This window comes from Sporofaciens musculi, from assembly GCF_009830285.1.
Taxonomy (GTDB): Bacteria; Bacillota; Clostridia; order Lachnospirales; family Lachnospiraceae; genus Sporofaciens; species Sporofaciens musculi.
The window spans coordinates 1,420,618-1,439,893 of record NZ_WUQX01000001.1 but is presented as its reverse complement, the minus strand read 5'-3'; the positions used below and the strand labels follow the sequence as shown (position 1 = coordinate 1,439,893).

At 45.2% G+C, this 19,276-nt stretch carries 24 protein-coding genes; all 24 read right to left on the bottom strand.

Features of this window, described 5'->3' with window-relative positions:
• Positions 1-2: 2 nt before the first annotated feature.
• Positions 3-572 (bottom strand): hypothetical protein, encoded by a 570-nt coding sequence (locus GN277_RS07130; protein WP_159750470.1) that lies wholly within the window; start codon positions 570-572, stop codon positions 3-5.
• A 2-nt stretch (positions 573-574) separates the two neighbouring features.
• A complete protein-coding gene (locus GN277_RS07125) occupies positions 575-1,963 on the bottom strand; it encodes a phage tail protein (protein ID WP_159750469.1) in 1,389 nt (462 codons plus the stop codon).
• Positions 1,899-2,759: a mtfA protein gene (locus tag GN277_RS07120; protein WP_159750468.1), complete on the bottom strand. Its 861-nt coding sequence runs from the start codon at positions 2,757-2,759 to the stop codon at positions 1,899-1,901. Before GN277_RS07120 ends, GN277_RS07125 begins: the two co-directional genes overlap by 65 nt.
• Positions 2,756-6,286 (bottom strand): tape measure protein, encoded by a 3,531-nt coding sequence (locus GN277_RS07115; protein WP_159750467.1) that lies wholly within the window; start codon positions 6,284-6,286, stop codon positions 2,756-2,758. The genes GN277_RS07120 and GN277_RS07115 overlap by 4 nt, the downstream gene beginning before the upstream one ends.
• 207 nt (positions 6,287-6,493) lie before the next feature.
• The gene (locus GN277_RS07110) at positions 6,494-7,090 is read right to left on the bottom strand and encodes a Gp15 family bacteriophage protein (RefSeq protein ID WP_159750466.1); all 597 of its coding nucleotides are present in this window, start codon (positions 7,088-7,090) and stop codon (positions 6,494-6,496) included.
• A gap of 4 nt (positions 7,091-7,094) precedes the next feature.
• Positions 7,095-7,493 carry a DUF6673 family protein gene (locus GN277_RS07105; RefSeq protein WP_159750465.1) on the bottom strand — a complete coding sequence of 133 codons (399 nt, stop codon included), beginning with the start codon at positions 7,491-7,493 and terminating at the stop codon, positions 7,095-7,097.
• A gap of 29 nt (positions 7,494-7,522) precedes the next feature.
• Positions 7,523-8,038, bottom strand: a complete 516-nt coding sequence (locus GN277_RS07100; protein WP_159750464.1) for a hypothetical protein — start codon at positions 8,036-8,038, stop codon at positions 7,523-7,525.
• Positions 8,039-8,056: 18 nt separating this feature from the next.
• Positions 8,057-8,473, bottom strand: coding sequence for a hypothetical protein (locus GN277_RS07095; protein ID WP_159750463.1), 417 nt, complete (start codon positions 8,471-8,473; stop codon positions 8,057-8,059).
• The gene (locus tag GN277_RS07090; protein WP_159750462.1) at positions 8,460-8,843 is read right to left on the bottom strand and encodes a minor capsid protein; all 384 of its coding nucleotides are present in this window, start codon (positions 8,841-8,843) and stop codon (positions 8,460-8,462) included. Before GN277_RS07090 ends, GN277_RS07095 begins: the two co-directional genes overlap by 14 nt.
• Positions 8,844-9,209, bottom strand: a complete 366-nt coding sequence (locus GN277_RS07085; protein WP_244324625.1) for a DUF6751 family protein — start codon at positions 9,207-9,209, stop codon at positions 8,844-8,846. It abuts the gene before it with no gap.
• Positions 9,210-9,216: 7 nt separating this feature from the next.
• Positions 9,217-9,633, bottom strand: a complete 417-nt coding sequence (locus GN277_RS07080) for a head-tail connector protein (protein ID WP_159750460.1) — start codon at positions 9,631-9,633, stop codon at positions 9,217-9,219.
• Entirely contained in the window at positions 9,633-10,766 is a 1,134-nt protein-coding gene (locus tag GN277_RS07075) for a phage major capsid protein (RefSeq protein WP_159750459.1), read from the bottom strand. Before GN277_RS07075 ends, GN277_RS07080 begins: the two co-directional genes overlap by 1 nt.
• A 19-nt stretch (positions 10,767-10,785) precedes the next feature.
• Positions 10,786-11,400: a hypothetical protein gene (locus GN277_RS07070; protein WP_159750458.1), complete on the bottom strand. Its 615-nt coding sequence runs from the start codon at positions 11,398-11,400 to the stop codon at positions 10,786-10,788.
• A gap of 81 nt (positions 11,401-11,481) precedes the next feature.
• Positions 11,482-11,781, bottom strand: coding sequence for a ribosomal-processing cysteine protease Prp (locus GN277_RS07065; protein ID WP_244324624.1), 300 nt, complete (start codon positions 11,779-11,781; stop codon positions 11,482-11,484).
• A gap of 54 nt (positions 11,782-11,835) precedes the next feature.
• Positions 11,836-12,012, bottom strand: coding sequence for a hypothetical protein (locus GN277_RS29355; RefSeq protein ID WP_204162713.1), 177 nt, complete (start codon positions 12,010-12,012; stop codon positions 11,836-11,838).
• Positions 12,013-13,725 (bottom strand): phage minor capsid protein, encoded by a 1,713-nt coding sequence (locus GN277_RS07060; RefSeq protein WP_159750457.1) that lies wholly within the window; start codon positions 13,723-13,725, stop codon positions 12,013-12,015.
• Complete coding sequence (locus GN277_RS07055) at positions 13,709-13,897, bottom strand: hypothetical protein (protein ID WP_159750456.1); 189 nt, start codon at positions 13,895-13,897, stop codon at positions 13,709-13,711. The genes GN277_RS07060 and GN277_RS07055 overlap by 17 nt, the downstream gene beginning before the upstream one ends.
• Positions 13,898-13,908: 11 nt before the next feature.
• Positions 13,909-15,351, bottom strand: a complete 1,443-nt coding sequence (locus GN277_RS07050; RefSeq protein ID WP_159750455.1) for a phage portal protein — start codon at positions 15,349-15,351, stop codon at positions 13,909-13,911.
• Positions 15,352-15,353: 2 nt separating this feature from the next.
• On the bottom strand, positions 15,354-16,712 hold the full coding sequence (locus GN277_RS07045; protein ID WP_244324623.1) for a PBSX family phage terminase large subunit: 1,359 nt from the start codon (positions 16,710-16,712) through the stop codon (positions 15,354-15,356).
• Positions 16,636-17,268: a terminase small subunit gene (locus tag GN277_RS07040; RefSeq protein ID WP_159750454.1), complete on the bottom strand. Its 633-nt coding sequence runs from the start codon at positions 17,266-17,268 to the stop codon at positions 16,636-16,638. The genes GN277_RS07045 and GN277_RS07040 overlap by 77 nt, the downstream gene beginning before the upstream one ends.
• Positions 17,269-17,403: 135 nt before the next feature.
• Positions 17,404-17,529 carry a phage terminase small subunit-related protein gene (locus GN277_RS07035; protein WP_159750453.1) on the bottom strand — a complete coding sequence of 42 codons (126 nt, stop codon included), beginning with the start codon at positions 17,527-17,529 and terminating at the stop codon, positions 17,404-17,406.
• A gap of 77 nt (positions 17,530-17,606) precedes the next feature.
• Positions 17,607-17,891, bottom strand: coding sequence for a hypothetical protein (locus tag GN277_RS07030; RefSeq protein WP_159750452.1), 285 nt, complete (start codon positions 17,889-17,891; stop codon positions 17,607-17,609).
• 1 nt (position 17,892) lies between these two features.
• A complete protein-coding gene (locus tag GN277_RS07025) occupies positions 17,893-18,228 on the bottom strand; it encodes a hypothetical protein (RefSeq protein ID WP_159750451.1) in 336 nt (111 codons plus the stop codon).
• A gap of 15 nt (positions 18,229-18,243) precedes the next feature.
• Positions 18,244-19,200 carry a hypothetical protein gene (locus GN277_RS07020; RefSeq protein ID WP_159750450.1) on the bottom strand — a complete coding sequence of 319 codons (957 nt, stop codon included), beginning with the start codon at positions 19,198-19,200 and terminating at the stop codon, positions 18,244-18,246.
• Positions 19,201-19,276: the final 76 nt, after the last annotated feature.

The following is a 19,276-nucleotide window of genomic DNA, read 5'->3' as shown; positions in this document are numbered from 1 at the left end:
ACCTAAAATGACTGCTCTACAATCGCCCGAAGCTCTGCATCCTCTATGACTTCCTCGGATGCTGGTATATCCACGTAGCTGCCGCTTATGATATCATCAATATCCTGTTCGCTTGCCACATCAAAGATAGAGCCTTCATCATCCTCATCCACATAAGAGCCTGCAATAATGCGGTCAATATCCGCATCTGTAGCAATCCGGTACATATCGCTTAAAAGACCTTTAATCTCTAACAGTAAGGAACCATTCTCTGTATCGTTAATGACATCCTTAATATCCCCAAACTCATTCTGTATCTGCTGCATGGCCAAATGAATCGCCGCAATGTTCTCCGCTGTCTGGTCCCTTGCCTGGTTGCCCTGGGCCTTTGCATAGTCGCCCTGGGTCTTCGCATAATTCCCCTGGGCCTTTGCATAATCTCCCTGAGCTGTGGCATAATCCGCCTTTTTTACTGCGTCGATACAGACCAATTCTGCGATATCCGCATAAGTCCTCCGGACCTCCTCCCCATATATGGCAGTACGGAATTCCTGTATCAATGCCCTGATCCGTTGTTCTAATGCCTCTGTCACTTCTATGCACCTCCCTCCAGGGCCTCTAACCTGGTAAGTATCCCCTGTATCCTTTCTTCTAAATTCTGCTTAGCTCCCTCTAAAGTCCCCAGGCGGTCGAGAATCCCCTGTGTCGTTTCCGCAGCTTGCTGGTCTGCCCTCTCAAGCGCATTAAACCGGTCCCGATCCTCATGGATATCCTCTCTCATTCCCTTTATTTTTTCTTCCTGGGCTGTCAGGCTGTTATGGATACCCTGCAGGGTTTTCTGTACATCCGAAGAATTCCCCTCCAAGGTTTGCACCTTTCCTCCCAGCGCAGACACATCCTGTTTTGCAGAATCAACCTCTCCTGCCAAAATAGATACACTTCCGCGGACTTCTTCCACGGAGGCAGAAAAGTGCTTCTGCTTCTCCATGTTTTTCTGCAGAGCCACCTGCTTTTCGGTCAGGGCTGCTATGGTATCGCCTAGCACAATCTTATCCTCCTGCGGATTCACAAGATTGTATTCCCGTTTGGATACCATCATGTATTTATCCAGCTTGTGGGGCGGTGATACTACGCGGATCATATCGCCTAATCTGATCCGGTCTATGTCCACATCAACCAGATGCAGGTCAATGGCTGTCAGTTCAATCGTGGCGGTAAGATTGCGGGCGCCTGCCAGATATTCCTGTCCTTTTGTTTTTAAATTTGCCGGCACCGTCACATCATCCCAGTTCTTAGTCCCGACAATCCGGCCATATAAGGCAACCGCTTCCAAATCTTCCAGGTAGTCCTTACCACCATTTACGGATTCAATGGTCAGCCGTTTTCCGCCTTCCCTGTTCTCCCCCTCTGCCGCCTTACCGAGAGGAATTAGGACGGTAATTACATTTTCCGCGCTGATGTGCTCAGTCAGGTCCAGGATATTTTCCCCGAACCGGATGACCTGGCCGGAGGTCCGGTGATAAGATTCCAGATAATCCAGATAACGGTCATCCCCTTGCTTTCTTACCCTAAGATACCCACCGTTGCTGTCCACCAGCTTATCCATAATAGTATCCAGGGTATTGGTATACTGGTTATCCTCCCTGGCGTCATAATTCATAGTCTGCTTTTCTACGGTTCCCAGAAGGAAGCGCTTCTCGGCACCCACCTGGCTGTTATGCTGTATGAGCTTGTCGTTTAGGTAGGATGCCGGTGTCAGGTTATGATATGCCTTGGGATGTTGGATACTGTCCAACAGGTATGCAAGAGAGCCTTCGCAGGTATAAGTAACTGTATGGTACATATCGGACTTGGAATCCAGCACCCGTCCTTCATACAGGAGTTCCCCACCATCGTAGACCTGCACCACGGAGCTCAGCTTACGGATCAGGTCGATCCCCTTGTGCATGGGCGGCAGGGAAAATGTCAGCTCCCCCCGTTGCATTCACCGTCAAACTCACCTTCCCGGTTAAAATGGGATTGTCTTCGTCCCTGGGATCATATAAGAGTGAATTGTCGCAAAAAATCTGATACATTATAAACTCGCCCCCCCTGTAGTCAACACTCACCTTTCCTGTTCCTCGGAAGGTCAGGAAATGCTCCCCCTCACCTAATTGCAAATCTAAAAGTTTAGACCGGCCAGCCGGAAGATAATAAGTCTGACCGCCGTAACCTAACGACATAGCCGAAGAACAATCAAATACCGGAACAACCTTTTTCCGTCGTCCCGGTATCAGCAATGTCATAGTTCCATTTACTTCCAAATCCCTATAATTACGGATGATACCGCCATTGAACGGAAATACATCCCAGACCCACGGTTCCAGACTGCTGAAACGTTCATACTTATATGGATCTGCTTCCAGTGTTACAAGATAATCACAAAACACATTATTTTCCTTACTGGTCTCAATGATTGCAGTACCGGTATAATAAAATCCCTTGTCAGAGTCCAGGATCAGCTGCACTTCCTGGCCGTGGAACAGGTTCTTTATATTTGAACCATGAAAAGCCCACATATGATAATCATCCCGCTTATCAAAACTTAATACGATATTCCGCCATTCATACTGAATATCCGGGTTTAAGAACTTTGCAAGATTCAGCCGGCTACTGGACATAGGGACAGATACCGTTTCCAGCTTCGGATCAGCCGGATCAATCTGTATTCCGAGAAGGCGAAGCCCCAGATCCTTGTAAGTGTGGATGTCATTCAATAACACCCCTTCTATTTTTCTCATTTAAGGTACCGTCCTTTCTTTACCACGTTATTGCCGATGTTTGCGTCCACATAAGGCGTCGTCACGTCCGCAATCACCCGGCCATCCTGCAGCACCAGGGTCGCTTTCGTCTGTACATACACGGGCAGCACCTGCCTGTCTGCCGCCTGCCCCTGGCTCCGGCCATAAGATACGCCGCTTCCACCAGCCGTACCCATCATTCCCTGTATTGCCTGCCTCTGAAGGGCATTCAACGCCGACACGGTCCCGTTTTCAATGGCTCCCGTCATCCTTCCCACACTGTCAAGAATCCCGGTTATATTTCCGCCAATACCTTTTGCAATCCCGGAATCAAACATTTCACCGATCGACGCCCCGACTTTCGATGGGCTGTTGATATCCAGGTTTTGCTTTGCCGCCTGGACTGCCGCATTGGCAACTTGTGCGGCCGCAGCGGCGATACTGCTCTGCCCGGAAAGAATCCCGTTTGCTATCCCGGCGCTGAACATCTGCCCGGCAGAATATCCGGATCCGGACAGGTCGTTAGCTGCCGCTTTCGCCGCATTCATAACGGCAGTGACAGCAGCCCTCACCGTCCCGGCTCCAGATCTGACTGACGATGAAAGAGCCTGGATAAACTTTGTCCCTTCCTGTTTTGCCTTATCCGGCATCCTTCCAGAAGTCAGACCGGTTATGGCTGCCATAGCAGCGGCTTTTCCTGCACTGTTCACCTGTGGGCTGGACGAAGTGATGGATCCCGCTAAGCTCTGCATGGCCTGCAGGCCGACATTGGAATATGAACCGCTTAAATTTACATTTGATAAAGAACTTTCCGCTGACCCAGCGACCTGGCTTGCAGCAGCGGAAACAGCTCCTGTCTGCCCACTTAACGAAGAACTTAGTTCCTGTCCCGCCTGCGTGCCTTCATTGGAAAATGCGCCCCCCATATTAGCCGCACCAATTCCAGAGTTTGCCGCCGTTCCAATTAACTGCGCCGCCGAAAATGCACCCATGTCATTTACATTCAAGGTAGTAATCAACCCATTCGCCGCATCTTGTGCGTTCATACTGAAGGCTCCTGGAACATTAGCCATCTGCAATCCGTTATTTGCAGTATTTCCCATATTCCAGGTCGCCTGGTTGACCAACTCCCCATTAGAATCCATAGTGAACACAAATGAATCCGTTGCCGCTGTAGCCACAGCCGCAGCAGAAGTTTGTGCCTCAACAGTTGTGCTCTCTACACCCTGCGCATATTTTTGACCTGCATTCCGTCCTTTTTCTTCTGCTTCATTTTCCCCATCATCAAATATTTCTGTAACTGCGTCCCACAGGCTCGTTCCAATACTCTTAATCCCGTCAACGATAGCAGTCAATATCTGCTTCCCAACGCTCAGCCAGTCCACACTCAAAATACCTTCCACAAAAGCTGAAAATACCTCAGGTATCAGGGCAAGCAGTTGTGGAATCGCTTGGACAACCCCATTCACTAGCGCAAGCAATAGCTGAATCCCGACCAAAATAATATTGGGAAGATTCTGCACAATACCTGTAACAAGTGTCCGGATAATTACCGGCGCCGCAGAAATCAACAGAGGAATCGCATTGATTAACCCCTGACCAAGCCCCATTACAAGCTGCAGCCCTGCACTGATTAATTGCGGTAGATTCTGCAATAAGGACTGAACAATCGTCAAAATCATCTGAATCGCCATCGGCACAAGTATTGGTAACTGCTGTGCAATCCCTGTCACCAGGCTGGCAATGATCTGCACGCCACCCGAAATAACTGCGGGAATATTGGCCGTGATTGCCTGCAGCAAATTCTGGATCAATATGGCTCCCTGGGCAATTAACGATGGCAGATTACTGGAAATACCATTACAGAACTGTGTGATTACTTCGGGTCCTTTTTCTGCCGCCGTCTGCAAAAATGCAACTATCTGCTCGCCAAACTGTCCCTGCAGTAATCCAAGTCCTGCAACCAGCGCACCAGCAATCACACCGAATTTCAACATACCGATAAATCCTGGGGCAAAATTCCCAACGCTTTTTACAACTCCCTGGAACGCTTCCCCTACCTTACCGCCCCAGGTCCCAAGATAAGAACTCATATCCGATAATGCAGAAGATATCCCTGGAAATTTACTTTGTAGCGTCGGCCCGATCTTTCCAAATTCCTCGGTCATTTTTCCAGAGACCCCTGACAGGGCATCTATCATCTTACCCCCTGGCCCCGTCTCCCACAACTCTCTCATCCCTTCTGGTATATCTGAAAGGGGAAGTAAGATTGCGTCCTTTAAATTTCCAAAACTTTTTGCTGCAGTTTTCATATCGCTTCCCGTGCGTTTAAATATATCCGGAAGCCCAGTAACTCCCTTTTCCACAGGTGCAATAACCTGCCCCAACAAATCCACTGCATTACCGACTTTGGCGATCCCGCCGCCCACGACAGGAAGCACAGCCCCAGCCGCAGCCATCCCCAGGATCACATCTCCAATCTGTCGCAGCTTCTCTGGTTCTATATCCTCAAGCTTCTCCTGGATCGTCCCAAGGATCCCTCCGACATTCTGCCACTTGCCAGACGCCTCATCAAAAGCCACATTGGCGCCGACTAATTTTTCCAGCAGAATCCCGACACCTTCCGTGACACTGGTAAACAGAGATGACAGGGATGGCAGTATGCCCGCCACAGTAGAAATTGCTGCCGTTAATTGCTGCAGACGTTTCGTGCTTTCCTCATATCCTTCGTCATTTTCCTTCAATGTGGGATTAATCCCTGTCAGATTGAGTGCAAAGGCCCGAAATCCACTGTTCAGAGAATCCAGTGCCCCCGTCAGTGTCTTCCCCTTCATAGCCAGCGACATGCCTTTCATGGCGGCCGTCATGCCATTGACTCCATCCGTACCTTCTTCAATCCCTCCGGCCAGCTTATCCATGGCATCTTTCGCGGGAATCGCGCCATCGGAAATCATATCCCGAATCTCATCCGTCGTCTTTCCATACTGATTCCCCAGAATCTTCAATGCCTGGATTCCATTGTCACTGAGCATATTCACATCTTCCATACTCAAGCGTCCTGCCGTGGATATCTTGGCAAAATTCTCCGCTACATTGGTAAGATTCTCTGACGTACCTCCAAAACCGGCTACGGCGTCCGTAATGGCCTGCATGTATTTTGTCGTATCCTGGGCATTCACCCCCATGCCGACCAGCTTCTTGCCCGCTGTCAGAAACGCTTCCTGCGAAAACGTTGAAGCCTTCGCAATGGAAAGCAGGCTGTCATACAACTCATTCGCCGCATTCTTCCCGCCCAGCATTTTTTCAAAAACGACCATTGTACTCTCATAGAGTTTCGTGAAATCTATGGTGGTTTTTGCCGCGGCGGCCCCCACTCCAGTGACGGCAGCCGTCACTGGCAGGAAGGACTTCCCAAGCGCAGACACCTGACTTCCCGCGCCTTTTACCAGCCTCCCGATGGCAGAAAGCCCTTTGTTAAAACCGTCTGTATTTATCTTTGTATCAAAATTCAAATGTCCGTCAGCCATACAATCCTCCTAATCGACAGGACTGCACGGCTCACAGGCTCACAAATGCTCAAATCCTTACTTCTACTGTTCTTTTGCACTGTCTGCACCGAATATAGATTCCACAGCATTTTGCTGTATTATCATAGATCAGCAGATTCTTACCGCAATGCGGACAAGTATACCATTTTTTCACCATTGGAAAACGCGGTAGCTGAAAATCCCCTATCATCCAAACACATCTCCAATCTGATAATCGTTCATCTTCCGCTGAGAATTCCTGATTACAATCTTTTTTCGGATTTTTTTGATTCTTTCCCGTTCTTCCTTATTTTTGATTGACGTCAGATCAACCGTCCTGTAATGGATACGCTCCTTAATCTCCGTACTAGACGGAAGCCCCCAGAACAGCACAAGAAATTTCCACCAATGCATATATGGAATCGTTTCAATATCAATCCCATATACTTCCATAAACGCACTGTAGATACAAAGTGCATCCTGTCCGAAAGAGAAAGCCTCTACTGATGATTCAGCTCTACCCTCTATATCATCCTCCCAGCCTTGGGCAGTCTGTTCATTCCCCTCTGGATTCATTTCTTCTGCACTAAGAAACTTTTGCAAAGCGGTGAGGGCCGCCGCAATATCATCCGGCCGAGCATCTATATACCATTCCAGAATCATATCTAATATCCTTATATTAAACTGTTCTGTACACCTCAGCAGTTCCGAGAATTTAATCCATTCTCGGAAATCCGTCACAATTTTATACTTCTTTCCCTGAACTTCTACCGTCTCTGGGAACGAGTCAAACAGAACATTCATTCAATCATCCCCTGTTTTTATGATTCTTCTTCTGGCTGTTTCTTCTCTGTTCTCGGTTTCCTGAATGATTTACCACTTTATTTACCCGGAATTTTTCCACTCGTCCATAAAACCGTTCATCTTCCTTAAATCGGAAATCTGCCAGTTGTTCCGCGGCATCAATCCTTTGTTCCAGGCTGTTCGTCTGGAACATCCTGCTGCTTGCCCCTTCCCCCATAAAAGAATCAAAAAAGTCATCATAGACTACATTCTGCGCCTTGATAATCTCTGAAATACGGCCGGTTTTAGGCAGCTTCTTGATATTCTCCTGCATTTTTTCATACGCATCCTCAATCGCCGCCAGCGTATCCGCATCCGTAAAATCCAATTCTATCTCAAACTCCCCATATTTAAAAAGGCTCATAGGCTCTTATCCTCCCTCTTACAATCCCATTACTCTGTCAATCCGCCGGAACTATCTTCCGTAAACTCACACGTTTTCCACTTATCCGTACTGGCAGCAGAGCCCTTTATAATCTCACCGGCTGCTTTCAAGGTTCCGGAATAAATTAAAGCATCCGTTCCATCTCCCGAAGAATCCGGGATTACGCTGTAAACCCGCTTCCTTGCCATGCACGCCCCACCCTGCTTCGTTTCAAAAAGATCCACCGTAACAATTTCTACCTGGGCCTCAGTCCCTACAATCTCATCATCCGAGATCTCAGCCAGCCTTGCATGTACGGGTGTATCTGTATGCCGGTCAAATTCGTAGCTAACGCCGGTTGCATACCCGACCACATCCGACCTCTCCGTAGGTTCATCCACATACTGCCTGGAATATTCCTTTGACTCCTTTGCTTCTGACAGGGATGTAAATTCCGACATCCTCGTATATGTATTACCTTCCGTCTTCATAAAAGACAACCTTTTATGTCTTCCCACTAATTTCCTTGCTGTTTCATTTGCCATCCTACATCATCCTTTCTTCTACCCATAAATCAACCTACAGATAATTTGATATCTTCCTAAATCAGCTTCCGTTGAGAATAGGTACCCGCTTTGCATTATCTCCACTCTGACCGGCGTGTGTCCTTCCAGTTTCGGATAAATATCCAACATGTTATTATCTTCTATCCATTCCTCAAAAAACTGGTAAAATCCACTATTGGCAATTCCTGTCCGTGCATCCCCGTCATATGCCTCCTTCGATGTCAATGCAAACTGGAACTGTTTTAGGCATCCCCCATCCGTATACCGCTTATAGATTGGATCCCCTCCAATAGGGTCTATGGAATAGGACATCTCGTCAGGTAGGTAATCTACATTAACCTTCCCATCCTTTAAAAAATCACAAGTCAGGATATAATTCCGAATACTCTCTATAATTGGCTTAACCGCTGACAATCCGCATCGCTCCTTTCAAAATCGGCTCTTTCCGAGTTGCCTTCATCCGTTCAAACCACCTTGCTTTTTCCTCGTGTTCATAATATTGCCTTCTTGCATAGGGCACCAGATACTCGATTGACCCACTTCCAACCACGGTACCAAGAGTGGCCGACTTTACCATTGCCCCCGTCAGACGCGGCGTCATTGGATTCATGTACCGCAGACATTCTGAGTCAACAAATTCCTGGGCCCGCATGAAGGCTGCCTTTTTCTTCGGCGCAAAATCCTGCGCCCACTTCAGCCGTGTAGTAATGCTTCCGTTCGGGGTTGTGACTGTGTAGACGCATCCCCTGGGAGTCGCTACAACGATATTTCTTTTCTGAGCCATTTACGCACCACCTACCCTCCAATGTGGAAGCCCGCCAAAACGGTTGTCTGACCAGGATGTAACGGTACAATAAGATATGCCTTGTTTTTTCAGGTCGGCAGGCTTTTCGATTTCCAGTTCGCAGATTCCATAGACAATCACATCACCCTTTTGTAACGTCCAACTGTCTGGTTCTTCTTCCACAGATATAAATTCATTTTCCGGAACATAACTTTTCTGACAATTCACCTTTTCAGGTATCCGGAGCTTGTAAACATCTGCGCCATTCAAGCCATTATCCCCGACATTTACCTTATGGTCTACATAAAAATGCACACCTTGAAGCACGGTTCTGTACCATTCACCCAGACGGGTTTCTTTATTCATCCTATGGTTATAAAGTGTGATATCTGCATTGGTTATCATGGACACCTTGCACCTTTCTACTTAAAAGACCAGTTCTAATTAGATATTTTCTTGCAATCTGGTCCGCCTTTCTCGCAAGAAGCTCCTCAATAGCTTCCCCGTCCTTTAGCTCTGTTACAAATGTAACGGAATATCCGTCATTGTTTTCAGATTTCTTCCGGGCCCCGCCCGATGTAAGATGGTTCTTCTCCCGAACATACATCTCAGTAATCGCACAGGCGGCATACCGTAATTCCTCTGGCTGCACGACATCGCTTTTCCCTAACGTCATATACCTAAGATAAAAGGAAGCCTCAAGGACCTCCTTTTCAAAGATATCTCTATCCAGCTTTCCATACGCCTTCTCTACATAGAATTCATAGTCTGCATAGGGAAACATTTTCATCACGCCTCCTGTTGTGCAAGAACCTCAGCAATAATTTCAGCTTTGACGGTCTTCGTAATTGTATAGTCCTTTGCTGATGCTAGATTCTTGATTTGATCAACCGTCATCGCTTCCAGTTCTTCCTGGGCATATATGGATTTCACCGGTTCTGTCAGTGTCAGAATGGAAAACGGACAGCGTTTATTCTTATCTGGAACCATAGCATTAATCGGGTTCGGAATTTCCCAGCCTAAACGCATGACAGCACGCAGGGCAACCATGTCATTCTGCATCAGATTATATAGAATATCGCCTGTTGCCGGATCCTGAACAACTCCCTGGTCGAACAGTTTGAACGTAATATCCTGTCGGATACTGTAGGCCAACTGTGAAAAGTCTCCGGAAATCATGGCTGCTTTCGACTTATCAAACGCACCATTACGCGGGAAATTCATCGGTGAGCCATCCAAGGTATAATTGGTACCTGTCTGCATATCTGATCGGAACACCGGCTGTCCGGTTGTGTCCTTTAAGCCCCTAAGCTTCGCCCGCATCGTGATATCCGCCATATGGCCGTTGACAAAGTATCCACTTTCTTCAACCTTTGCAATCACGCCGTCTTCACCCAGGATCGAAGTATACAGATCAGTCCCTAGCATTACACTGGCGCCTGCGTCAACGGCGGTACTGACTACATCTTTTCTCCATGTAGCGGGCTTATCAATCCCAAATAGAATTGCGCCGTCAATCTTCTGTCCAAACGCCTCTACTAAGCGCGGCCTTACTTCTCCCCAGATATCATAATCTGCATCATCCAAGACAGCCTCAGAAATCGGCACGATAACCGCAATTTCCTCCGCATAAATAACCTTCTTATCCCATGCCATAGTAGTCAACTTCTTTCTCGCCGTGCCTCCCTCACCGTTGACAAAGTACGCCATAGGCAGCATGTCAAGCACCGGCATCCGGTATTGAGCCGCCGTCATATCTGCAAGCCTGCGGCCGCGCTGCAACACGGCGGACTGCTCTACCACACCCTGGATAATCTCATGGCTTTCCTGTACAGGAATCAGTGCTTCTGCATCGCTTCTGGTAATGGATGTACCGCTTCCTGTAAATAACTGTAAGTCAAATAGTTTCCTGTTTCTGTTCATATGCTTTTCTCTCCCTTCTTTATCTTCCAAACGCTGAACGAATGGAGGCATTGATAGAATCATGCGTTGTCTGGCCTGTACCGGATCCGCCGTCTGGCTTGCCGGTAGAGACAACTTTGTAGCCATGTCCCGTAAAGCGCGGGTTTTCCTTCAAGAATGTGTCCGCCGCCTTCTTGAAGTCTGTCTTGTCATCCACCTGTTTCCCGACCTTAAAGAGAACATAATCAAGATCGTCAGACTTCACACCCTTACTGCGTAGGTAATCGGTGTTTTCCATTTCCGTCACCTTGGCGTTGGCTTCATTTAACCGCTTTTCTAATTCCGCTACATTGGGCTGATTAGCAGCCTTTTTTGTTCTGTAATCAGCAATCGCTGCAGTAACCTCCTCCTCGCTCATTCCCTGCCGCTTAAAATAATCCACAAGAGCCGCTTTTGTCGCTCGGTCAGCCCTTGCCTCCGCAATCTGCTCCGCCTGTTCATAACTGTACGTCGCACCGCCTCCCGTTCCTCCGGCATTCCCCCGGCTGACGTTACCATTCCCGGCTGAACCTGTTCCGTCGCCTGTGCCGCCGTTTCCAGCACCGTCTCCACCGCCGTCCGTGAAGATCTGCAAATCAAAATATTTTTTTCTCATTTTTCTCCTCACCTTTCCGTGAAATTCCCGTATTTATTGCCTCGTCAGGCATGAAAAAAGCACCCCTTCTAAAAGGATGCATTAATCACCGTTTATAAAATGAATCCCCTGGTATTCCTCCGCTATCCTGCAGATACCCAAAAACCATGTATCAATCAAAGCCTTGCCCGTATCATTCAAAGTCTGCCACTCAATACAGACGTTTCCCGGTTCTACATTCTCTTGCAACTCCATAAGGGCAATACTCTTTAACCCCTGGATGAGTGTAAGAGTTAATGCTGAAACTGCTGCGCACACAATATCCAATCCCCTCGGTGCACTATTGGCATGGCCTAATACATAGATTCTGTTCAAACTCATAGAAACTTTTATCAATTCCATCACCTCCCCAAAATGGGTATAAAAATACCACGCATTCCATAGAACTCGCGGTACTTAATCTCTATTCGCATGAATAATCTTATCTATATCATCTATATAAACATCAATCGTCTCCCAGTCTTTCGGTGAACTCCCGACATCTGCGATAAACACTTTATTATCAAATGCCTCAACAATGGATGCTTCTCTTCCATCCTTTAACAAAACAGTATCATATTGTTTTACAATCACTTACTTCACCTCTTTAATGTACGCACTCGTCATCACCGTGGATCCATCAGGCGTATTCAACCATCCAACAATCACATTAGCCGGAGTTCCTTTTTCTCCATAAAGAATTATTTTTTGTTCATACCGGTTACCGTAACCGTTATTATCTTTGTATATTGAAGGGTACTGCGGCGCTTTTTTTCTAATTTCATCTTGCAGTTCTTTCCAGTTATCAACGGAATATCCCAGCCTTGAAGTAAAAGCCCTACCTTTTGCAAGTCCTTTCTCATTGTTCCCTGCAAAAAGATACTGTGTAAATTTCCCATCTGGAAGTATCGCGTCTTCCGCATTAGGAAGCTTTAACCCTGGATGCTCTTGAAGCTCTCTGCGCCTTTGATAATCTAACTGCATGAACTCCCACTGCTTAGCATCATTATATTTTATCTTCCCAAAATTAGCAAGGGGACCCACTTCATCTCCAAGAACTTTTTTATATCTTTCATACTCCTTAATATCTTTCCCCGCATTTATAATCATTTCTTTTGGGAAATAGTTCATAACAGATTTATCTGCGGGCGCAATCCTGCCCCTCATATCCATATATATTCTCTCTCGTTCCTGCTTAAGCCCCATCTTTTTGGAAAACCTTGCATACTCATCCAACTGGGCCTGGTATTTACACTTCGCAAGCATGACTTCATCCGGATCAGCGCCGCCCTTTTTCAGAAGCTCCACCTTCTCACGCTGGGCGCGCATAGCCGTCTCCATCTTCCTCTGTCTCTGCTTTGCTTCATACAGGGTATACTCTTTTCCATTAAACTTCTTTGGCGTGTTCTCCTCCAAATCCTTTTCTTCCAGCCATTGCTCTGACCAATTACGTTCCGACAAACCTGGAAAGAACGGATAATATTCATGATAGCAATTAACCCCCAGAAGCCCTGTTACTGTGCCGAGCCCGCAGATACGGTAGAGGTCTGCTTTGGAATATACCCTCCCTTGCCACTCTGCATGTGAGGGCCTTGCGCCCGCGTGCCAAGCAACCTCAAAATACTCTGTACCAAGCTTCTCCGCATTTATTTCAGAAATTCGTCCTGACAGTTGGGAGATTCCTGTCATGACCGCCCGCCTTGCCGCCACCTCTACCCTGTTGCTGTGACCTGAAGCATAATCTATCGTCCGCAGCCCGCCGTTAGTTAGTTGAGTCACGACCCTGCGCAGTACGCTGTTATAATCAAATGCCCCGCTTGTAATATCTAGCATGGCGGCATCCAGATACCCCTGGTATACCTGTGAAAGTGGTGTTAGGACACGCTTGCCATTCCCATAGTCCAGATAAAAGCCAAGCGACTGTGTAATGTTCTCAAGTTCCCCCTGCGTCTGTCGAATATACCCTTCCGTAAGCTGCTTGAGCTGGTCATTTTCCTCGTATGGTATAAACTTCTGGTTAATCTGCTCATAGATGTCCTTATTCCTAACATACTCCCAGTTGATTACCTTGTCATACAACTCGAACATTTCTGGATAAGTGGCGCCCAGAGCCTCTTTAATCATATTTTCTACATCCTCGGAAGAATTCCCCAGGATAATCAGACGGTTAATCTGGTAATCTGCAGTGCTAGTGATCTCCCCCGCTTTGCGTATCCTCCGGATGATGTCCTGCATGATCCGTTCTTCTAATTTCAGGTAATTCTTTTCAATCTGCCTGGACAGCTTTTCTTTATACCCCCCGTTCATCTTGATGCCCGCCCCCGCCGGTATCCTCTCCGCCGCAATAGATTTTATCCCCTCTTATAATAAACATCCTGACTGGAATTTCAGCTTTTATCTGCCCCTCTATTTTCTCTTTTTCTTCTTTACTGACAGGAATGAAATCAAAATATCCGAATACATCTTTCTTTTTCTTCATAAGCCCTTCCCCTACTCTGGCATCACACTGGCCTGCTCAGGAAGGTTTTTCTGTGCCTGCTCTAGCGTCTCTCCGTACCACTTTGCGCGATACTCTGCCAAGCCCATAACTCCCATAGAAACATCCTGGCGGTCGCTCTGCCGTTCCATTGTCTTATCCTCAATGATAGAATCATCAAATGCGATTGTGATATCTGTATTCTCAACCAATCCAGGGATACCGATGCTTATCCCTGCCCGGATAATGGTTTGAATCAGTTGGATTAGTACACGCTCAAGGATTAGCTCATGCTTCGTCAGGGACCGGTACATATCTGAATTCTCACTAATCACCTCTGTCGCTGTTTTTACCCCGCCATTTTCAAACTTATAGCGATCCGTCCCAAAGCCGCATTTTAAAGACAGCCAGTTCAGGTCATCATTGAGAGCCTTGCTATGCTCATCAATCCGCAATTCCATGTTGACCTCATGCATGGCCTCTTTTGATTCCGAATTTTTAAAATAATCTTCTGGCAGCTCATAGAAAACGGTATCTTCCGGATCGAACACAGCGCTTCCATCCTGCATCGTTAAAAATTCCGGCGCTACAAATATCCGCTTGCGCCCTAATGAGAACTCATTTGCATAACTGTCATACTCTAAATCCAGCTTTTTAATCGTATCAATCGCATTGGCAAATAAAGAGACTCCCATTGGATTTGTGCTATCCTCGTCCGCATTGTTCACAAGGTTCAGACGGTCAATGATAAAAAGCGGCTTGTCAGAGTTGGTTTCCATTCGCTCTGCCAAGCCGCAAAAAGCCGGTATCTCGTTCCACTGTTCTGGTTCCAGTTCCTTTCCTGCCCCAGTCGTATTTTCTACGATGCTGTTCTCAATCACATACTGTTTCCTGTTTTCACCCGGCACATCTTCCAGCTTATGATACTGAAAATGGACATATTTCTTTCGATTATGGGTTTTATGAAAGGTAAAAATACAGTCTGTAATTACCTTATTCTGCCAGGAAGTAGGGAAGATATTGGCCGCTTCTACATAATTAATCCCAACCGTTCCGCCCTTCATATTTCCGGCTTCATCTATAACAGAATCGTTAATATGCACCACATACGCTACAGTACCAAGCGCCGATTTCCACTCCTGGTACTCGTTCCCCAGTTCCCAAAAAGTATTGGCCTTTAACACCTGCTTGACAAATTCATCCGTAGTCTCATTTGCTATGGTAATGGTCACACGCTCGTTTAACAGCAGATCCGCCATATCCTCACACACCCGTTTTGCCATACCAAGGGCATACCGAATACAGTTTACAGATGTTCCGTTTCCCCTGTACACTTTATATTTATGGAACTTCCGGACGTTGGAATAATACCAGCTACGCCACACTTCGATTTGCCTGTAAAACTTGGGATCTAACGTATCAATGTCTTTCTGTTTAAAATAAGCAAAAATATTCACAATTAATCCTCTCTTTCCAGCATTGGAAGCCACTGTTTTATCTTCGTCCACATGCCCATGACCAGATATCGGATGCCATCCATGCAATGGTCACCAATCTTAATCGGTTCTTCTTTTCCTTTTTCGATGGAGTCCTTGTCATATTCGTATGTCTGAAATTCATTAATTGCCATTTCCTGTCTAGCCGATACGCTCATCAGATGAAAGGTCAGAGCTTTCTGCACACGGCTAATTCCCAGCTTTACGTCGTTTTCAGCGTTCCGAATAACGACTGGGAGACTCGCTATGAAGCAGGCTCGTTTGATTTCTTCCTGTAAGCCTTGTGCGGAAGGATCTAGGAACAAATAAAAGCGAACATTTTCTGTTCCATACTTTTCCCCTAAACTCGTCACAAACTGAACAAAATCCGCAGCATATTCCGAAGGGCTTTTTTGATGCCCGGATTCTCGGCCACTATGATAATACTCTCCTAAGCCTTTCAACTGCCGGTCTCCCAAATCCAGCCCTGCAGCTTGGAACGTGGTTGCATTTTGCTGGCCGTAATCACCGCCAATGCCAATAATCGAGAAGCGCTGACCTTTCTCCGGTTCTTTGATATGGCTCTGATTAAACATATAATAAACGGCATCATCAATTCCTGTACTTTCTCCAAGCCATACCCAGCGATACATTTTTAAATCCGTTTTTTTCATTTCCTCGGCTGAGTCAATCAAGTCCTGACCAAGCCACGCGATCGGCACGTCTTCATATGTTGTATGGATATGGATGCAGTCGCCCCTTTTCTCCATCTTCTTGCACCACTGGTTAATCTCAGCATTTGGGTTCTTCGGCGGATTGTACAGATAAATCATCTGAAAGCCGCTGCTGTTGCCACGGACGAAGGTTGCCTCGATATTGGTCAGTTCGTCTTCTCCCTCGCCATCGTCAAAGAACTCTGTTCGCTCATCCAGGATCACCAACTTAATGGGCTTGTCTTCGTCAATGATACCCTTTGTGTCGTCAATACCATCCGAACCGGAAAAGTAGATCGTCGTCCCATGCTTCTTATAGGTAATCTCCATGGGTGACCTGGTGATCTTGAAGGCGGTCTTTTTCACCTTCAAGCGATTCAGCCCCCTGAGCATTTCCTTGTACACGGTCTTGCGCAGCTTGTTATGGTGCTTTCTCAGGACAACGACAGAGCCGTGTGGATCCGCAAGAATTTGGTAGTCCGCACGGATAGCCGCGTAGCTGGATTTGGTTCCTGCACGGCCAGAAGTCAGTATAATATGCTTAATCTTCGTGTTATTGAATATCCCCCGATACTTCGGGATGATGATCTCCGATATCCTTACCTGCTGTTTCTTCTTGCTCTGTGTCATTTACAATCTCAACTCCGTCTTCTTCTTCGTCAAAAAAATCTCTCCTGAGCCGTTCTGTATTGGCTCTCATTTGCTCAATTTCCGCCCTCTGCTTTTCGGTAGCAAGGTCCATGTGGTCTGCGATCCAGTCCATTGCTTTGAGTTTGTCCGGCAGCTTGACCTTTACTCCGTCTTTTCCTTTCGATATCTCGGAGATAAGGATACCATCCACTTCTGTATCATTTTTAATGTTTACATTCGATACCTTTATGGTATGCTCATTGCCCTGCTTATCTGTCACGGTGATTTCTTCATTGCCAAATTCGACATAGTCCTTGATGTCTGCTCTCGCTATATCCAGATACCACTGGAATATATCCGACTCATCCAGCATCTCACGGTTTAGACGGTTTTGTTTCAGACGGAGGATTTCTTCCTTTACCTTAGTATTTCTTAATAAGCCAGAACCATTAACCATTGCTGTTTCATAGCTACACTCATACGCTTTTTTGTATGCCTTTGTAGCATTAAAGCACCGGATATAGTACAGACAGAAAAGCTTCTGCTTATCAGTCAATTCCGTATTTTCTACAACCTGCTCAACGGCTGGATCTACCTTGTCATCATTCCTCTGCCGGCCGCCCCGTTTTCGTTTAGTAACGTTACCGTTCGGTTGATTAGTAACGTTACTATTCCATTTATCTAAATTCTTCTACTTCCGTACCTGGGATTCTGATACACCAAGGGCAGAAGCAATGTCTTTTAATTTTGTTTTCCCGTTCGAGTCAAGCCACATCTTATATGCCTCGTCCCGCTTCGGGCTTCTGGCTCTTGGCATATCACCACCTCTCAATTCTAGCCTTATTTTATTGCACGGAAAAGGCACCCTGGAGGGTGACTTATACCAAATATATTCTACTCTTTTCCCCTATATAATTCAATAACTCTTGCTACAGTATGCGCATTAAATAATTGAAAAACATTAAAAATAAAACTTTTTGTTTCCCACAAAATGAATGCATTAAAAACAAAATATAACTCTATCAGAAATGCTGCTATAAAATTATTCCATAAAGAATTGTTACACAAAACAAATTCATCTGGAATAGCTGAAATTGTAATTCTTAACACTACTAATGACATAATAGATACTACATAAAGCATCATCAATTCAACAAAAAATTCATTTGTCTCTTGCAATTTACTTTTCTTTTTTTTTGATATTACTTTCTTCAAGCATATTTAATAGCAATTCATCATTAACTAAAGCTTGAAAAAAGGCGTAGCCTGTAAATATAATTCCAAATAAAGCCAATATTACATCCATAATAATATCCAAAGCTTCTCCAAATAGAGAAACTGTTTCCAATGAAGTACTAATTAAATAAGTCGGAATTCCACACAAAAATAGTATATACAAATATTTTTTCCAATTTCGTTTAGTAGGTTTAAAAATTGTAAATGCAGAAATCAGTCTCTTTTCTGAGGTTCCTACCTTCGCCAATTTTTCAACATTTTTCACTATGCTTTCTTTCAAATTAATTCCCACCTTTTAATGCACCCTAATAAATGGTATAATTTTGGCTTGATTATTTTCATAAATACGACTATTTTCTTCACTAACATATGTTATGCTATCAATTTCTTTACCCTTTTCTATTAATCTATTCATTTCGTCAGAAAAATTTCCACTTTCTATTTCTATCTGCTTCCTTTCTGAAATCATATCGTTTTTTATAGTAGTAGTCGTTTTATCAGGATAGGTTACTTTAAAAACTGGTTCAACAATACCTTCCGACTCAGTAACAACTTTTATGACTCCATTTATATTTTCTGGAGAACGTAATACAATTTCACCACTTTTACTCCCTACAGTAGAACGCAATTTTCCCGTTAGCGACGTAAATAAACCATTATAGTCAATATCTCCGTCCCCATTTAATGGATAAAACTTAAGCTTCAATTCATTAATTCTTGCTACCTTCTTAAGTGTCTCTTCCAGATTTTCTCTCGTCGGTATCCCTACAACATTAATGATCGGTATTGGCAATTCTGCTTTACCCGCTTCTTTTAACCCTACATTATGAATTCTTACATATTTATCAACTATATATTTGATTGTAGCTCTAAAACTTTTAATAGAAGGACTACCTTTTTGATTTTCTGCAAAAATCATTCTATGATTTTTTAAATAAATCACAAATGTTGAATACGGGGCAGATGGATAATGATCATCCTTTTCCACAAGTTCACCAAGCTCATTTAAGTCAGACAATACATCCAATACCGTCTTTTTCACAATATTTCCCACAAGAACATAATCACCTTGTCTATCACGCACGATATTTACATTCAAAAGTAAAAAAGTAGAATTCCCGCTTTTTCTGACATAACCGCTTTTTAAGGCTGGCATAAAAAGCGTATCAAAACATGATAAAAGCGGTAACTCTTTCTGCCCATCAAGAAAAACTACATTAAAATTTGCAACAGATATACGTTTCTTAGCCATATCATTTCCTCCACACACTCTACCCCTACATTGAAAACTATTACCATAATATACTATTATTCGACAACATTCAACG

What these genes read in the sequence shown, in the direction of transcription:
- GN277_RS07020 (WP_159750450.1), bottom strand. Translation starts at nt 19,200, where the DNA reads ATGGCTAAGAAACGTATATCTGTTGCAAATTTTAATGTAGTTTTTCTT.
- GN277_RS07105 (WP_159750465.1), bottom strand. Translation starts at nt 7,493, where the DNA reads ATGAGCCTTTTTAAATATGGGGAGTTTGAGATAGAATTGGATTTTACG.
- GN277_RS07115 (WP_159750467.1), bottom strand. Translation starts at nt 6,286, where the DNA reads ATGGCTGACGGACATTTGAATTTTGATACAAAGATAAATACAGACGGT.
- GN277_RS07085 (WP_244324625.1), bottom strand. Translation starts at nt 9,209, where the DNA reads ATGAATAAAGAAACCCGTCTGGGTGAATGGTACAGAACCGTGCTTCAA.
- GN277_RS07100 (WP_159750464.1), bottom strand. Translation starts at nt 8,038, where the DNA reads ATGGCAAATGAAACAGCAAGGAAATTAGTGGGAAGACATAAAAGGTTG.
- GN277_RS07090 (WP_159750462.1), bottom strand. Translation starts at nt 8,843, where the DNA reads ATGGCTCAGAAAAGAAATATCGTTGTAGCGACTCCCAGGGGATGCGTC.
- GN277_RS07070 (WP_159750458.1), bottom strand. Translation starts at nt 11,400, where the DNA reads ATGAGAAAAAAATATTTTGATTTGCAGATCTTCACGGACGGCGGTGGA.
- GN277_RS07125 (WP_159750469.1), bottom strand. Translation starts at nt 1,963, where the DNA reads ATGCAACGGGGGGAGCTGACATTTTCCCTGCCGCCCATGCACAAGGGG.
- GN277_RS07055 (WP_159750456.1), bottom strand. Translation starts at nt 13,897, where the DNA reads ATGAAGAAAAAGAAAGATGTATTCGGATATTTTGATTTCATTCCTGTC.
- GN277_RS07110 (WP_159750466.1), bottom strand. Translation starts at nt 7,090, where the DNA reads ATGAATGTTCTGTTTGACTCGTTCCCAGAGACGGTAGAAGTTCAGGGA.
- GN277_RS07080 (WP_159750460.1), bottom strand. Translation starts at nt 9,633, where the DNA reads ATGAAAATGTTTCCCTATGCAGACTATGAATTCTATGTAGAGAAGGCG.
- GN277_RS07120 (WP_159750468.1), bottom strand. Translation starts at nt 2,759, where the DNA reads ATGAGAAAAATAGAAGGGGTGTTATTGAATGACATCCACACTTACAAG.
- GN277_RS07075 (WP_159750459.1), bottom strand. Translation starts at nt 10,766, where the DNA reads ATGAACAGAAACAGGAAACTATTTGACTTACAGTTATTTACAGGAAGC.
- GN277_RS07045 (WP_244324623.1), bottom strand. Translation starts at nt 16,712, where the DNA reads ATGACACAGAGCAAGAAGAAACAGCAGGTAAGGATATCGGAGATCATC.
- GN277_RS07035 (WP_159750453.1), bottom strand. Translation starts at nt 17,529, where the DNA reads ATGCCAAGAGCCAGAAGCCCGAAGCGGGACGAGGCATATAAGATGTGG.
- GN277_RS07060 (WP_159750457.1), bottom strand. Translation starts at nt 13,725, where the DNA reads ATGAACGGGGGGTATAAAGAAAAGCTGTCCAGGCAGATTGAAAAGAAT.
- GN277_RS07065 (WP_244324624.1), bottom strand. Translation starts at nt 11,781, where the DNA reads ATGGAATTGATAAAAGTTTCTATGAGTTTGAACAGAATCTATGTATTA.